General features: G+C 56.5%; 14 protein-coding genes. 13 read left to right on the forward strand and 1 reads right to left on the reverse strand.

Annotated elements, in window-relative coordinates:
- Window positions 1-15: 15 nt before the first annotated feature.
- Window positions 16-801 (reverse strand): ABC transporter permease, encoded by a 786-nt coding sequence (locus WC600_14435; GenBank protein ID MFA4903927.1) that lies wholly within the window; start codon window positions 799-801, stop codon window positions 16-18.
- 388 nt (window positions 802-1189) lie between these two features.
- On the opposite strand from WC600_14435, the gene WC600_14440 reads away from it, so the two are divergent.
- The 13 genes from WC600_14440 to WC600_14500 all read left to right on the forward strand — a co-directional run bounded on the left by WC600_14440 (window position 1190) and on the right by WC600_14500 (window position 14309).
- Entirely contained in the window at window positions 1190-2701 is a 1512-nt protein-coding gene (locus WC600_14440) for a sigma 54-interacting transcriptional regulator (protein ID MFA4903928.1), read from the forward strand.
- 572 nt (window positions 2702-3273) lie between these two features.
- Window positions 3274-3576, forward strand: coding sequence for a metalloregulator ArsR/SmtB family transcription factor (locus WC600_14445; GenBank protein MFA4903929.1), 303 nt, complete (start codon window positions 3274-3276; stop codon window positions 3574-3576).
- The gene (locus WC600_14450) at window positions 3573-4748 is read left to right on the forward strand and encodes a DUF4346 domain-containing protein (GenBank protein ID MFA4903930.1); all 1176 of its coding nucleotides are present in this window, start codon (window positions 3573-3575) and stop codon (window positions 4746-4748) included. Before WC600_14445 ends, WC600_14450 begins: the two co-directional genes overlap by 4 nt.
- A gap of 77 nt (window positions 4749-4825) precedes the next feature.
- Window positions 4826-5233: a hypothetical protein gene (locus tag WC600_14455; GenBank protein MFA4903931.1), complete on the forward strand. Its 408-nt coding sequence runs from the start codon at window positions 4826-4828 to the stop codon at window positions 5231-5233.
- A complete protein-coding gene (locus tag WC600_14460; GenBank protein MFA4903932.1) occupies window positions 5230-5784 on the forward strand; it encodes a hypothetical protein in 555 nt (184 codons plus the stop codon). Before WC600_14455 ends, WC600_14460 begins: the two co-directional genes overlap by 4 nt.
- 368 nt (window positions 5785-6152) lie before the next feature.
- Entirely contained in the window at window positions 6153-7490 is a 1338-nt protein-coding gene (locus tag WC600_14465; protein MFA4903933.1) for a glutamine synthetase family protein, read from the forward strand.
- A gap of 167 nt (window positions 7491-7657) precedes the next feature.
- Entirely contained in the window at window positions 7658-8893 is a 1236-nt protein-coding gene (locus WC600_14470; protein MFA4903934.1) for an ammonium transporter, read from the forward strand.
- Window positions 8894-8898: 5 nt separating this feature from the next.
- Window positions 8899-9285 carry a P-II family nitrogen regulator gene (locus WC600_14475; protein ID MFA4903935.1) on the forward strand — a complete coding sequence of 129 codons (387 nt, stop codon included), beginning with the start codon at window positions 8899-8901 and terminating at the stop codon, window positions 9283-9285.
- Between the two features lie 176 nt (window positions 9286-9461).
- Window positions 9462-9866, forward strand: a complete 405-nt coding sequence (locus tag WC600_14480; GenBank protein MFA4903936.1) for a hydrogenase iron-sulfur subunit — start codon at window positions 9462-9464, stop codon at window positions 9864-9866.
- 186 nt (window positions 9867-10052) lie between these two features.
- Window positions 10053-11471 carry a glutamate synthase-related protein gene (locus tag WC600_14485; GenBank protein MFA4903937.1) on the forward strand — a complete coding sequence of 473 codons (1419 nt, stop codon included), beginning with the start codon at window positions 10053-10055 and terminating at the stop codon, window positions 11469-11471.
- A 176-nt stretch (window positions 11472-11647) separates the two neighbouring features.
- The gene (locus tag WC600_14490) at window positions 11648-13198 is read left to right on the forward strand and encodes a glutamate synthase-related protein (GenBank protein ID MFA4903938.1); all 1551 of its coding nucleotides are present in this window, start codon (window positions 11648-11650) and stop codon (window positions 13196-13198) included.
- A gap of 58 nt (window positions 13199-13256) precedes the next feature.
- Window positions 13257-13868: a hypothetical protein gene (locus WC600_14495; GenBank protein MFA4903939.1), complete on the forward strand. Its 612-nt coding sequence runs from the start codon at window positions 13257-13259 to the stop codon at window positions 13866-13868.
- A 51-nt stretch (window positions 13869-13919) separates the two neighbouring features.
- Window positions 13920-14309, forward strand: a complete 390-nt coding sequence (locus WC600_14500; GenBank protein MFA4903940.1) for a four helix bundle protein — start codon at window positions 13920-13922, stop codon at window positions 14307-14309.
- Window positions 14310-14335: the final 26 nt, after the last annotated feature.

A 14335-nucleotide genomic window follows, 5' to 3' on the forward strand; every position in this document is an offset into this window, starting at 1 on the left:
GGAGGCTCCTGCCCCTTAAGGCCAGATGAGGAGGGTAAGTTTGGTAAGGAAGACATCGGCTATCAGAATCAGCAAAATAGAGGCCACCACCGAGGTTTTGGTGGCTTGGCCCACGCCAAAGGTCCCGTGCTCCGTATTAAAACCATGAAAACAAGATACTGTTCCAATGATGAGGCCGAAGATGGCGGTCTTGCCGATACCCGGCAGCACATCCTTGAGAGTCAGATATTTAACGGTCAGGGTATAGTAATACGTGGCGCTTATGCCTACCTGGGTCACACCGATGATCATGCCCCCCAAGATACCGATGAGATTGGCGGCCACGGTCAACAGCGGCAAGACCAACATGCAGGCCACAATCCGGGTAACCACCAGGTATTTTATAGGGTTGACCGCGGAAACGGTGAGGGCGTCGATCTGATTCGTCACCCGCATGGAGCCAAGTTCCGCACCCATGCCGGCGCCGCCCCGAGAGGCTAACATGATGCCGGCGAGCAGGGGACCCAGGCCGCGCACGAAGGTGAAGCAAACACTGGTGGCAATGTAATTGGCGGCGCCAAACATTTTTAAGACCGTAATACCCTGCATGGCCAGAACCAACCCCACGGCAAAGGAGGCTACCGCCACCAGGGAGAAGGATCTCACTCCCAGATGGTACATCTGGGCGATCACCTCCCGCACAAACCAGGGCGGGTGAGCCAAGCTGCGGCAGGAATCGAGCCAGAAAAGAAATAATTCCCCCATGTAATCGACGAAGGCCATCGTTTGATGGCCGGCCCGGTAGAACAAGCCTTCTTTCACCAGTTGCACCCCATGAAAACATCACCGGAGTAAAAGACGTGGGGAAAACCTGATTACGATTACCGCGCCATGGTTTCAAACTGGTCAAAACTACCTAAAAATCAGGATAGTGTCAAGAAAAAGCCCCCAGAATCCGGCCGGTTATTCGACGGTTCCCCCCTGGAGAGCGCTGATTGGTCACAATTTCGTAAGTTAATGTTAGCAATTTATTGCAAAATATACGAAAATGGAATATACGAGCATATAGCGCTTGCCAAAAGTTTTTTCCTCTAATTCTCCTCTCCCCTTGTGGGAGAGGGTAGGGTGAGGGGTTAATAAGAAAAAACTTTTGGCAATGAGCCTAAACTAGCGTGCGATATATTAGTTGTGGCCGATAATGAGGTAACTTATGAACGACCTTAACCTCCTCTACGAGATTACTGAAACTTTGGGCGCCCTGGGTCCCCTACCCCGGAGCCTGCAACAGGTGCTTCAACTCCTGGCTCAGAATATGGGCATGCGCCGGGGCACCGTCACCATCCTTAATCCGGAAACCTCGGAGCTGCAAATCGAGGTGGCCCACGGCCTCACTGCGGAAGCCCGGCGGCGGGGACGTTACAAGCTGGGGGAAGGGATCACCGGCCGGGTGGTGGAGACCGGCGAGCCCGCTATAGTGCCCCGGGTGAGTCAGGAACCGCTGTTCTTGAACCGGACCCGGTCCAGGGGCGCCCGGGAAAAGGACGAACTTTCCTTCTTGTGCGTGCCCATCAAGATCAACTATAAAACCATCGGCGCCCTGTCCGTGGATAAACTCCACCGGGACCTGGACCTGGACCGGGACCTGAGGCTGCTGACCATCATCGCTTCCATCATCGCCCAGACGGTAAATAACCTGCTGCTCATCGACCGGGAGAAGGAACGCCTCCAGAACGAGAATCTGAAGCTCAAAGGGCAACTGCAAGAACGCTACCAGATGGGCAACATCATCGGCACTTCCGGGCGCATGCGCCAGGTGTTCGAGATGATCGAACGGGTGGCCAAGAGCAACGCCACCATCCTGATCCGGGGCGAATCCGGCACCGGCAAAGAGATGGTAGCCTCGGCCCTGCACTACAATTCCCTACGGACCGAAAAGCCCTTTATCAAAGTGAACCTGGCGGCCCTGCCGGAAACCCTGGTGGAGAGCGAGCTCTTCGGGCATGAACGGGGGGCCTTTACCGGGGCCATGCAGCGCAAGCAGGGGCGCTTCGAACTGGCCCAGGGGGGGACGATTTTTCTGGATGAGATCGGCGACCTCAGTCCCAACGTGCAGCTCAAACTGCTCCGGGTCATCCAGGAGCGGGAGTACACCCGCCTGGGCGGGACAGTCACCTTAAAGGCCGACATCCGCCTCCTGGCCGCCACCCACCGGGATCTGGAGCAGGCCGTGTCCACCGGCGTCTTCCGGGAAGACCTCTACTACCGCCTCAACGTCTTTCCCATCTACCTGCCCCCCTTGCGGGAGCGCATGGCCGACATTCCGCTTCTGTCAGAGCACTTCCTGAACAAGTTTGCCGAAGAGCACGGCAAACCGGTGAAGCGCCTGTCGGCCCCGACCCTGGACCTCTTGATGCAATATCCCTGGCCCGGCAATGTCCGGGAACTGGAAAATATCATCGAACGGGCGGTGCTGGTGTGCGATGAGGAGACCATCTTGAGCGTTCATCTGCCTTCCACCCTGCAACGTCAGGAGCCCGGGGGAGACCGCCGGGGTCTGTCAGCCCAAGTGGAAAACCTGGAACGGGAGCTCATTACCGAGGCCTTGCGCCAGACCCGGGGCAACCAGAGTCAGGCGGCCCAGATCCTGGATACCAGCCTGCGGATCCTGGGATACAAGATCAAGCACTACTCCATCGAATCCAAGCGTTTCCGGGCGGCTTGACGGAGCATTCTTCATAACGTTTAAGAGGGTGGGCCCAGGCCCCCCCTTTTTCTTTCTTGAAACCTGATCTAAGGCGCATTAATAGTGGATACAGCAGTTATTGGGAGGCGGGATGCGCTGCGCTTTCCCGCCCTACGAAGGAATCAGTGGGCAGTGCCCACCCTACATTTTTATTATCTTCTTCCTGTCATGCTGAGCGCAGCGAAGCATCTCGTGTTGTAAGATTCTTCGGTCGCTTCGCTCCCTCAGAATGAAATAAGAGATAATTTTCACCAGGGCCTCGGCCTTGAGTGAACAGCATTGGATTTAGGGGGATTTAAAAATCAGCCAGCGGCATAAATTGATGGCAAACGCTATATTATCTCAGTTTAGATCGCCCATAAATAGGGGCCGCCCCGCTATTACCATAGCACCGCCACATTTTTAGGAGCCAAAACCAGGTGTTGATTCTTGAAATTTTATCACTTGAAATACACCATTCAATGTATTAATATAATTCTATGACTTCCAGGAAGCCAGAGCCTTCATTAAACGCTTGCCTACCCAAGCCTCCGTTGGGGGAAAGGGAACTCTTGACCGCGAAGCAGGCGGGAGAATTGGTGGCGATCTTTAAGACGCTGGCCAATGATACCCGCCTCAGGATACTGCACGCCCTGGTGAGGTCAGGAGAAATGTGCGTGTCGGAAATGTCGGACCTTCTGGCTATGAAACCCCAGGCCATCTCCAATCAGCTCACCCGCTTGGCGGATCGAGGTATTTTGGGATATCGGCGAAATGGCAACAACATCTATTATCGGATTGTGGATCCGTGCGTCATCGAACTCCTGGACCATGGCTTCTGTCTTAGTGAAGATGCCAAAGCGAGAACCAGATGAATTTATCCAGAGAAAAAGAGCCGGCTTTTAAGGAAGCCTTGACGTATTTGCAAGAGGCCATGGCCGCGGAGAAATGCCGGGCCTGCGGCTGCTTTCAGCAGCTTGTCGTGGCGCTGGAACAGGCTTTTCCGGCGGAGGCAGGCCCACAGGAACTCCGGGAAACGGTGAAAGCCGCGCAGCTATGTCTGGTGGAGCGCCAATATGACTGTCTGGGGTGCGAAGTCTGCATCCCGCCTCTGGTGGTTAACGCATTAACCCGGGCTTTGGGCGAGGCCGTGGCCGACCTTGAGGTCTGCCCAACGGAAAAGGTGGAAGAACGCCGGGGGTGGCCGCCTCTGGCCGGTGCCTATCAGGTACTGCGCTATCAGGCTCCGGTGGCCGTATGCTGCCTCACGGCTGAGGACTTGGCGGCGGCGGTGGTTCGGAAGGCCGGGCCGGAAATCGCCATTGTCGGGACTTTGCACACCGAAAACTTGGGCATCGAGCGCCTTATTCAGAATGTTCTGGGCAACCCCCACCTACGTTTTGTGATTGTCTGCGGCCCCGACTCCAAGCAAGCCGTGGGGCACTATCCGGGGCAATCGCTGGTGGCATTAGCCCGGCAGGGGCTGGATGAGCGCAGGCGCATCGTGGGAGCGCAGGGACGGCGGCCAGTTTTGAAAAACATCAGCCCCGAAGCCGTGGCCCACTTCCTGGAAGTGGTGGAGGTGGTTGACCTTATCAGGGAAACCGAGGCCGGAAAGGTGATTGCGGCGGCGGAGCGGTGCGCCGCCCGGAATCCGGGGACTGCCAGCCCCTTTGCCGCCAGTCCCATCGTGGCGCCGATCCCCGGCTACCTGCCCTTCCGGATGGTGAGCGACCCGGCCGGTTACTTCGTGATTTATGTGGACCGGAGCCGAGGGATGCTTTCCCTGGAGCATTACCTCAATGACGGTGTGCTGGATACGGTGATTGAGGGCGCCAGCGCCGCGGAGCTTTATATTCCGGCGATTGACCGGGGATTAATCTCGCGCCTGGACCACGCCGCCTATCTGGGGCGGGAACTGGCCCGGGCCGAGGAGAGTCTGCGCTCCGGTGAACCATTCATCCAGGATGCCGCGCCTGAATTAGCTGCGCCCCTCACCCTGGATAGCGTCGCTTGCGGGCCTGCCTGCCATGAGGCCAGAGCCTGAGGGACCTGAGAAGCAGCCGGTCGGCTGCGCACCAAGCCAAAACCAAGACCCAAATCCCTTCCATGAGGAGCCGATAAATGCAAGACTGTTCCAAGTCTTTGATAGTTGCCGCGGTTACCGCATTGGCACTCGCTTTTTTACTGGTTTTCAGCCCCGGCCTCCAGGCGGGCGAGGCTGCCGCGTCACCCCAGGCTATCTTGAGCGTCGATGAGTTCATGAAGAATACGGACCGCTACAGAGGAAAAGTGAGCCTGGAAGGGGTGGTAAGCGCCGTAACCCCGGAGCAGCAGGCGATTTCCCTCATTGATAGCGGTGAATTCCAGACCTGCGGCGTCACCACTTGCGCCCAACTGACCTTGCCGGTGCAATGGCGCGGCCCATTGCCCGCGGTAGGTGACCAGGTAAGTATCGAAGGGCAGGCCCAGGAGATCAAAGGCAAGCTCATGTTTGTGGCTGATAAGCTGAAGAAGGTGACCCGTCCATGACCGCGTTTGGGCAGAAATTGCGGCGCTTTCTTCTGCCTCTGGGGATTTTTCTGGGGGTGGCGGCGGCACACTATGTATGGTCAGGCTTGTTTCCGGAAGTTAACCCTGCCCAGGCCCGGTGGGCGTCCCTGCCGGGATCCGATGACTCCTGGCTGAATCGCTATCTGGAGACCCAGGGCTACTGGCTGGGTTACTCCTATGCCCTATCCCTGGCCTTTACCGCCGCGGCCCTGCGCCGTTATCGGGAAGAGCGCTTCTGCTCCGCCAAAACCCTGGCTTTCGGCGGGGTGACCCTCTCGGGCTTCCTGGCCCTGGCGGGGTGCTTTTTGGTGGGGTGCTGCGGCTCCCCCATGCTGGTGGTTTACCTGAGCCTGTTCGGTGCCGGGTTTCTCCCCCTGGCCAAGCCTCTGGTGGCCGTGGTCACCACACTCTCCATAGCCGGCGCTTGGTGGTGGATGACCCGCCGCAAACCTGCCTCGCCCGCTGCGGCCTCTGTAGGAGGACCGTCCTGCAATTGCGCTGGTTTTCGGTGTGATTCCAATTCACATTGATCTTTCCTTGGAAATTAGCGTCCATTAGCATAGGAGTAAAGGCCTCCACCATTTCGATGAAGGACCGCTATAAGGAGGGGATTTTTGAAGTGGCGAGCGCCCCCGTTTTGATGAAATTCTCCCGCACAATTTCGGTTTTGCCTGCCATTCCACCTCAGCCCAAATCCCCTGAAATCCGGATCATACCTCAGAACAGGAGATCTTGAAGCTCCCGCTCGGGCAGATTCTTAACAAACTTGTCGGTATTTTTTTTGATAAATTGACAAAAATGTAAGTACCTTGACATTTAAGTTTTTGATATTACTTAATTTCTACATTGGTATAATAGTTGCTTTTAGGAGTCTAAATTACCGTTCAGGAGGAAGACCGTGCATTGCCAAACCTGCCAAACCGCAGAGGATGTTTTCAAAGTTGTCCGGGATAAAGAAGTAAGCTTTATCCAGATCTGGTTTACCGACATCCTGGGAGTATTAAAAAGCTTTTCCATTCGCCCTTCCGAGTTGGAAGAGGCCATGTCCGAGGGTATGGGGTTTGACGGGTCCTCCATTGAGGGATTTTCCCGCATTGAAGAAAGCGACATGATCGCCAAGCCGGACCCCACCACCTTCCAGATCCTGCCCTGGCGTCCCGATGAGAAGCCCGTGGCCCGGATGTTTTGCGACATCCTGCAACCCGATGGCACTCCTTATCCGGGCGATCCCCGTTATGCCTTGAAACGCATGCTGGCCAAGGCCGCAGAGAAAGGCTACACCAGTTACCTGGGCCCGGAACTGGAGTTTTTCTATTTCGCTAACAACACTTGCACCGAAGTCCTGGACCAGGGCGGCTATTTTGATGCCCCGCCTCTGGATATGGCCAACGACTTAAGAAGGCACACCATCTTCGGTCTGGAGAGCATGGGCGTACGCATCGAATATAGCCACCATGAAGTGGCTGCTTCCCAGCACGAAATCGACATGCGCTACGACGAAGCCATGCTCATGGCCGACAAGACCATGACCATGAAGGCCACCGTGAAGGCCATCGCCATGATCAACGGGGTCTATGCCACGTTCATGCCTAAGCCCATCTTCGGCATCAACGGCAGCGGCATGCACACTCACCAGTCCCTGTTTACGGGCAAGAAAAACTCCTTCCACGACGCCAATGACCAATATAACCTCTCGGCCATCGGCAAAAGCTATATCGCGGGCCTCTTGAAACACGCCCGGGAGATCACCGGCATCTGCAGCCAGTGGGTCAATTCCTACAAGCGCCTGGTGCCCGGTTACGAAGCTCCGGTGTACGTAGCCTGGTCCCGCCGCAACCGTTCCGCCCTGGTGCGGGTGCCCATGTACAAGCCCGGCAAAGAAGGCGCCACCCGGTGCGAATACCGCGCCCCCGACCCGGCCTGCAACCCCTACCTGGCCTTTGCGGTGATGCTGGCCGCCGGTCTCAAGGGCATCGAGGAGAATTACAAGCTGGCTGATCCGGTGGAAGTGGATATCTACCACCTTTCCCAGGCCGAACGTGAAAAATATGGGATTCAGGAATTGCCCGGCAGCCTTAACGAGGCCATCCAGGAAGTGGAAAAGAGCGCCGTGGTCAAGGAAGCCCTGGGCGATCATATCTTCACCAAGTTCCTGGAAAACAAAAAGATCGAATGGGATGCGTATCGGATGCATGTGAGCAACTTCGAGATCGAGCGTTATCTCCCGATCTTGTAAGCTAAGCGCCGTTTCACCACTCGGCTGAAGCTCATAGCGTTCGGCTCATCCGGTAAGGCTGTGGGGAGGGGGTTTCCTCCCCCCGGCCTTTTTATGCGCTTTTTTAGCATGTATACAAAATTGCTACATTTGTTTACATCGCCCACAAAATTGAAAGGAGTACTGGCATGGAGGGGGCCCTTAACTCTGGCGATACCGCCTGGCTTTTGGTGTGCTGCTCTTTGGTCCTGCTGATGACCCCGGCCCTGGCCCTCTTTTACGGAGGGATGGTGCGCCGGAAAAACCTGCTTTCCACCCTGACCCTGAGCTACATCTTCATGGCCCTGGCCGGGGTCCAGTGGGTCCTGTACGGCTACTCCCTGGCCTTCGGCGCGGACATCGGCGGCTTGATCGGGGGATTAAACTTTTTGGGCTTTAACGGCGTGGGGGCTATCCCCAACCCGGACTATGCCAAGACCATTCCGCACGGACTCTTCGCTTCCTTCCAGATGATGTTCGCGGTGATCACCCCGGCCCTGATCACCGGAGCGTTCGTGGAACGGGTGCGTTTTAAATCCTTTTTGATCTTCAGCCTCATCTGGATGACCCTGGTTTATGATCCCCTGGCTCACTGGGTCTGGGGCAAAGGCGGCTGGCTGCTCGCCCTGGGTACGCTGGATTTCGCCGGGGGCACTGTGGTGCACATCGCGGCAGGTTATTCGGCTCTGGCCTTTGCCATGGTTATCGGTCCCCGCAAAGGCTTCGGCAAGATCCCCATGGAACCCCATAACATCCCCCTCACCGTCCTGGGAGCAGGCCTTTTGTGGGTAGGCTGGTTCGGATTCAACGCCGGCAGCGCTCTGGCAGCCAACGGCGTGGCGGTCAATGCCCTGCTCACCACCAACACCTCGGCGGCCACCGCGGGCTTGGTGTGGATGGTCCTGGGCTGGCTGGACGGCCGCCCCAGCACCCTGGGGATCGCCACCGGCATGGTGGTGGGCCTGGCCGCGGTAACCCCGGCCTCGGGCTTCGTCTCCCCCATGGCGGCCATGCTCATCGGCGCGGTGGCGGCGGTCATCTGTTATTACGCTATCCGCTTCCGGCAGAACCGCAACCTGGACGAGTCCATGGACGTTTGGGCCTGCCACGGCATGGCCAGCACCTGGGGCATGATTGCCACCGGGTTGTTTGCCACGGTGGAGATGAACAGCGCCGGCGCCAACGGCCTGTTTTACGGCAATCCCAAGCAGTTGGGGATTCAGTTCCTGGCCGTGGTGGTGACCATGGTCTTCACCTTCGGGGTCACCTACGTGATCGCCAAGGTTCTGGACATGAGCATCGGGCTCAGAGTGACGACCATGGAAGAAGAAGTGGGCCTGGACATCAGCGCCCATGGCGAACGCGCCTACTCCCATATTGGATAATTGCCATGCTGAAGAAAATCGAAGCCATCATTCGGGAAGACAAGCTCACCGACGTCAAGGAGGCCCTGCGGGAGATCGGCATCGTGGGCCTGAATGTCTTTGAAATCCGCGGCCACGGCCGCCAGGGAGGCATCACCCTGGTGGGCCGTTCCGGCAGTTATCAGGTGGACATGCTCACCAAGATTCAGCTTAATATCATTTTGAGCGAACACAACCTGGAGGAGACCATCGAGACCATTCTCGATGCTGCCGGAACCGGCGAAACCGGGGATGGGCTCATCTTCGTGTTTCCGGTGGAGGAAGCCATCCGCATCCGCACCCGGGAGCGCGGTCACGAGGCGGTGATGTACCCCGGGGATATCGACGAAAGAAAGCATCCCAGGAAAACTTAGGCGCAGGGGAAAAACCTCATTGATCCTTGTGCGGATTGTCTTAATTTGTTGCAAGGATCAGAGCCGAATGGCATAATATTAGTTTAGGATAAATTTTGTTTAAAGGCCGCGGGGCTCTTGCCTGGTTACACCTTGCCAGGCAGGGCTTCAGCCGGCCTTTTTGAGGCCTAGCGTCTATGGCAACAGAAGTGGTAATCTACGCCTGTCAGCAAGCCGTCCCGAACCCGGACTTCTTGAGAACCCAGTGGGGCAAGGAAAATATCCGTCTCCAGATCCTCCCCGAACCCTGCAGCAGCAAGATCGAAGCCTTCCAATTGCTCCGGACCCTGGCCGCCCCCGCGGACCTGGTATGGGTCATCGGCTGTGCTGAAGACCTCTGCCGCTACAACGAGGGCAGCCACCGTTTGGGAACCCGCATCGCCTACACCCAGCGTTACCTGGAAGAGATCGGTCTGGAAGCCGACCGGGTGGGGCGCTCGGTTGTGGTCCCCGGGGATGCTCCGGGCCTGGCCGCGGCGGTAGCCGAAATTAAGGCAAAGGCCGAGGCCTTGGGACCAAGTCCGTTGAAAAAGCAGGGGTAAAAGGCGAAAAGGGAAAAACCTCGATTTCATTATCCATTTTCGCCGCAATAACCAGAGTTAAAAAAGGATAAGACGATAATTCGGCATAAGGAAATTATCCCCATCTTTTTCCCCCTTTTCGCCTTTTCGCCTTTTCCCCTTTTCGCCCTTTCTTTAAGGAATTTGCGGTTGTTTTAGGAGGAACGAGTGCCAGCCAAATACCATATACCTATACGCGGGGTGCCGCCCCGCTTCTCGCCCCCGGCCAAGACCACGATCATCGATTGGAACGAAGGGTGCTTGCGGTGCGAGCGCTGCGTCAAGCAGATCTGCCCGGTTGACGCTTACAAGAAACGGGATTTTGACCGCCGGCAGTTTGTGGACACCATCGACGAGATGTGCCGGAGCTGCTACCGCTGCGTCCAGGGCTGCCCCCGGGAGCTGGTCTTCAAGGCCTTAAACCCCCAGTACCACCACTTGGGCGATGACTACTACACCCCGGAGATCATCGGCACCACCTGGTACCAGGCGGAAACGGGCAAGATTCCGGTTTCCGGCGCCGGCTATGGCGGCGTCTTTGCGGGCGAAGGCTTCGACTCCCTGTGGACCGACATGTCGGAAATCGTTCGGCCTACCCGGGACGGCATTCATGGCCGGGAATACATCAGCACTTCCATCGACCTGGGCCGCAAGCCCATGTTTCTGATTTTCGACGAGCAGCAGGAACTGCTTTTCGAGCCGGCCCCGTTGATGGAACTGCCTCTGCCCGTGGTCCTGGCGGAACCAAAGGCGGGAGCTGACCCGGAACGCCTGCGCCAGATTCTCGCGAAAGCGGCCCAGGCCCTGGGGACCGTGGTGATCCTGGAACGGAAAGCTATCGCACCCGAGTTGCTGGATTCGGCCGTTTCTCTGGTGCCGCTGTACCCCGCCACTCATCTCGACCTGGATGACCCGCTCCTGGCTGATGTACGCGCCGTGGAGCTTACCGACCACCCGGGGGTCATCAAACAGATGGAGGCCGTTAAGGCCCGTTATCCCCTGGTGATTGTCTGGATCAAAGTGCCCGCCGATCACCTGGCCGCGGACCGGGTGGCGGCCCTGACCGCGGCGGGAGCCGGGGTCATCCACCTGGCGGGCACCGAAAAAGCCCGGGGGCTGGGAAACGACGCCGAACTGCATCTTAAGGACCTGATCCGCCGTTGTCACCTGAAGCTGGTGGAGAAGCAGCTCAGGGACGCGGTCACATTGCTGGCCAGCGGCGGCATCGCTTTGGCCGAACATGTGGCCAAGGCCATCATCTGCGGCGCTGACGGCATCATCGCCGATGTTCCTTTGCTCCTGTCGCTGGAGTGCCGTATGTGCAAGGAGTGTCTCAGCGGCCAGAAAAACCCCTGCCCGATTGAGTTGGAGAAACTCAACGTCAAACGGGGCTCCCAGCGCATGGTGAACCTGGTGGGCGCCTGGAACAACCAGTTGCTGGAGATCCTGGGCGCCATGGGCATGCGTGAGGTGCGGCGTCTGCGGGGCGAAGTGGGCCGGGCCATGTTCAAGGAAGATCTGGATAAAGAAATTTTTGCGCCCCTGTTCGCCCGCCCGGAAGGCGAGGCCCGTCGCGTGGGGGAGTAAAAACTATGGTGGGAGGCGTCTCTGCTGGTGGGGCGGGCATCCCCGCTGGTGGGGCGGGCGTCCTCGCCCGCCATCCTTTAAGGCAGGTACGGAGGCCTTCCCCACCGGTTAAAAACAAGACCCAAGTTTTATCCTGTTGGATACGGCAAACTCAGACTGAGAGATTGATATAAGCCATGGCACAACCAAAGAAAGTAATTCCCATCGAATCCTGGAGCCCAGGGCAACCCTGGGAGCCGGTGACCACTCCGTCCCGGTTCAAGAATGCCTTGAGCAAGTATCGGGTCTGGCGCGACGAATCCAAGTGCATCAAGTGCGGCCGTTGCGTCGAAGTCTGTCCTTTCGGGGTGCACTCCAAGGCCGGAAAATATATCCGCAAGCCCAAGAGCTATCGCTGCCTGGGGACGACCTGCCAGAACAATGATTTTTACTGCGTGAAGCAGTGCCCCGTCCAGGCCCTTAAGGTCAGCATCCATCCGGTTTACAGCACCCTGGGCGACAGCCGTTGGACCCCGGACCTGCTCCTGAGCAACTGGTGGCAGGCGGAGAATGGCACCCTGTCCCACATTGACCTGGAATACCGCCTGGGGGGCTCAGGCGGCGGCTTTGACCAGCTACGCTTCCTGTTCCCCAAGGCCCGGCCCGACTTCCAGTTGAGTCACGACGACATCTCCCTGGAAGTGGAAATCAACCGCCGGGGCGACAATCGGCCTCAGATCAAGCTGGGAGTGCCCTGGTACGGGGGCGGCATGTCCTTCGGGTCGGTGTCCATCAACACCATTTTGTCCCGAGTCCAGGCCGCGGTGCGCTACAACACCATGGTGAGCACCGGCGAAGGGGGCTACCATGAATCGCTGTACCCCTACGACAATAATATGGTCACCCAGGTGGCCACGGGACTGTTCGGCGTCCGGGAGGAGACCATCCAGCGAGTGCGGATGGTGGAATTCAAGTATGCCCAGGGGGCCAAGCCGGGTCTGGGCGGGCATCTTCTGGGGGACAAGGTCACTCCCGCGGTGGCCCGCATGCGGGAATCGGTGACGGGCAGCGCCCTGTTTTCGCCGTTTCCCTTCCACAGCGTCTATTCCGTGGAAGACCACAAGAAGCACATCGACTGGATCAAGGAGATCAACCCCCGGGCCCTGGTGTCCGTAAAGGTCTCCACCCCCACCGACGTGGATATGGTGGCTGTGGGCAGTTACTACGCCGGGGCGCATGTGGTGCAGTTGGACGGCAGCTACGGCGGCACCGGCGCGGCGCCGGACATCGCCAAAAAGAACATCGCCATGCCGGTGGAGTACGCCATCCCCAAGGTGCATCAGTTCCTTAAGGCTGAAGGCATCCGGGACCAGGTCACCCTCATCGCCTCCGGTGGTATTCGCAATGCTTACGACATCGCCAAGGCCATTGCCCTGGGAGCCGACGGGGTGCAGATCGGCACCGCCGACCTGGTGGCCCTGGAATGCCTGCGCTGCCACAACTGTGAAAGCGGACGGGGCTGCGCCCGGGGCATTGCCACCACCGACCCGGAACTGGTGGACCTGATGACCGTCGCCTGGGGAGTCAACCGCATCAGCAACCTGTACTACGCCTGGACCTGGCAATTGAAGGAAATCTTGCGGCGCTTGGGGCTCAGAAGCATCAAGGAGTTGGTGGGCCGCACCGACACCCTGGCCCACCTGGACTACTTCGACCGCCCGGTGGATGACGATTTGAGAAGAAGTTGAAAGTTCAAAGTTCAAAGTTCAAGGTTGGCGGCCTGCGGCCACTAGCGAGGTAATTAAAATGGAGGATAATCCATTTGAATATCCCCAAAAAGGTGAACAAGTATTCAAAGAAATAGTTGGCGATTGGCATAATGCTTGTTTATATCCATTGAAAACAGATATGTGGTTGAACTATCTAATTGGATATAAAGATGCAGCCGATATTTTAGTCGAACATGTAAAGGAAACCAGCAAAAACCTTAATGTTTTGGTTTTTCCAATTGTTTTTCTTTACAGACATTATCTCGAATTACAATTAAAAATGATAATTAAAGATGGCTATGATCTTTTAAGTATGAAAAAAGATTATTCTAAGTGCCATAAACTTGATGAGTTGTGGAATGATTGTAAAAATATTTTAAACCAAATGTGGCCTGAAGGAGATAAAGAGCCCTTGGAGGCCATGGACAATTATATTAGTCAATTCTGCCAGGTAGATCCTATGGCAACTGACTTCAGATATCCAGTTCGAAGGAATGGAACAGATGCTCTGGAAAGTTTAGATTCCATAAACTTAAGTCATTTGTCAGATGTCATAAATTCGATTGAAAACTTTATCGGTGATATTCATGAGGCTATATCAATAGAATTAGAAATTATTAGAGATCATGATGAATCTCCTAATTATTAATGATATTTGATTGGCTGATAATTAAATACTTTGAACCTTGAACTTTGAACTATGAGTAAAATCGAGCGCTTTGAGGATATTGAAGCCTGGAAAAAGGCCCGGGAGCTCACCAAATCTATTTATGAGCTCACTTCCCAAGGGAAACTTGCCACTGACTTTTCCCTAAAAGACCAGTTCCGTAGAGCCTCAGTATCCATCATGGCTAATATTGCCGAAGGCTTTGAACGCGAAGGCAATAAGGAATTTCGACAATATTTGGCCATGGCCAAAGGTTCCGTGGGTGAAGTAAAAGCCTTGCTTTATGTTGCATTGGATGCCGGATTTTTGCCTTTGGAAAAGATTAATCAGATTATGGCGCTGTCCGACGAGACCTCCCGATTGCTCGCAGGCTTTCTGCGATACCTGAAAGCCTCTGATAAGAAGGGCAGCAAATTTCAATAAACTCTTAACACCTAACTTTGAACCTT

Source organism: Desulfobaccales bacterium, assembly GCA_041648175.1.
Classification (GTDB): domain Bacteria; phylum Desulfobacterota; class Desulfobaccia; order Desulfobaccales; family 0-14-0-80-60-11; genus 0-14-0-80-60-11.

Bases quoted from the DNA above. Each gene is read 5' to 3' on its own strand.
- WC600_14470 (MFA4903934.1), top strand. From the start codon at position 7,658: ATGGAGGGGGCCCTTAACTCTGGCGATACCGCCTGGCTTTTGGTGTGC.
- WC600_14495 (MFA4903939.1), top strand. From the start codon at position 13,257: ATGGAGGATAATCCATTTGAATATCCCCAAAAAGGTGAACAAGTATTC.
- WC600_14450 (MFA4903930.1), top strand. From the start codon at position 3,573: ATGAATTTATCCAGAGAAAAAGAGCCGGCTTTTAAGGAAGCCTTGACG.
- WC600_14440 (MFA4903928.1), top strand. From the start codon at position 1,190: ATGAACGACCTTAACCTCCTCTACGAGATTACTGAAACTTTGGGCGCC.
- WC600_14480 (MFA4903936.1), top strand. From the start codon at position 9,462: ATGGCAACAGAAGTGGTAATCTACGCCTGTCAGCAAGCCGTCCCGAAC.
- WC600_14460 (MFA4903932.1), top strand. From the start codon at position 5,230: ATGACCGCGTTTGGGCAGAAATTGCGGCGCTTTCTTCTGCCTCTGGGG.
- WC600_14475 (MFA4903935.1), top strand. From the start codon at position 8,899: ATGCTGAAGAAAATCGAAGCCATCATTCGGGAAGACAAGCTCACCGAC.
- WC600_14500 (MFA4903940.1), top strand. From the start codon at position 13,920: ATGAGTAAAATCGAGCGCTTTGAGGATATTGAAGCCTGGAAAAAGGCC.
- WC600_14490 (MFA4903938.1), top strand. From the start codon at position 11,648: ATGGCACAACCAAAGAAAGTAATTCCCATCGAATCCTGGAGCCCAGGG.
- WC600_14455 (MFA4903931.1), top strand. From the start codon at position 4,826: ATGCAAGACTGTTCCAAGTCTTTGATAGTTGCCGCGGTTACCGCATTG.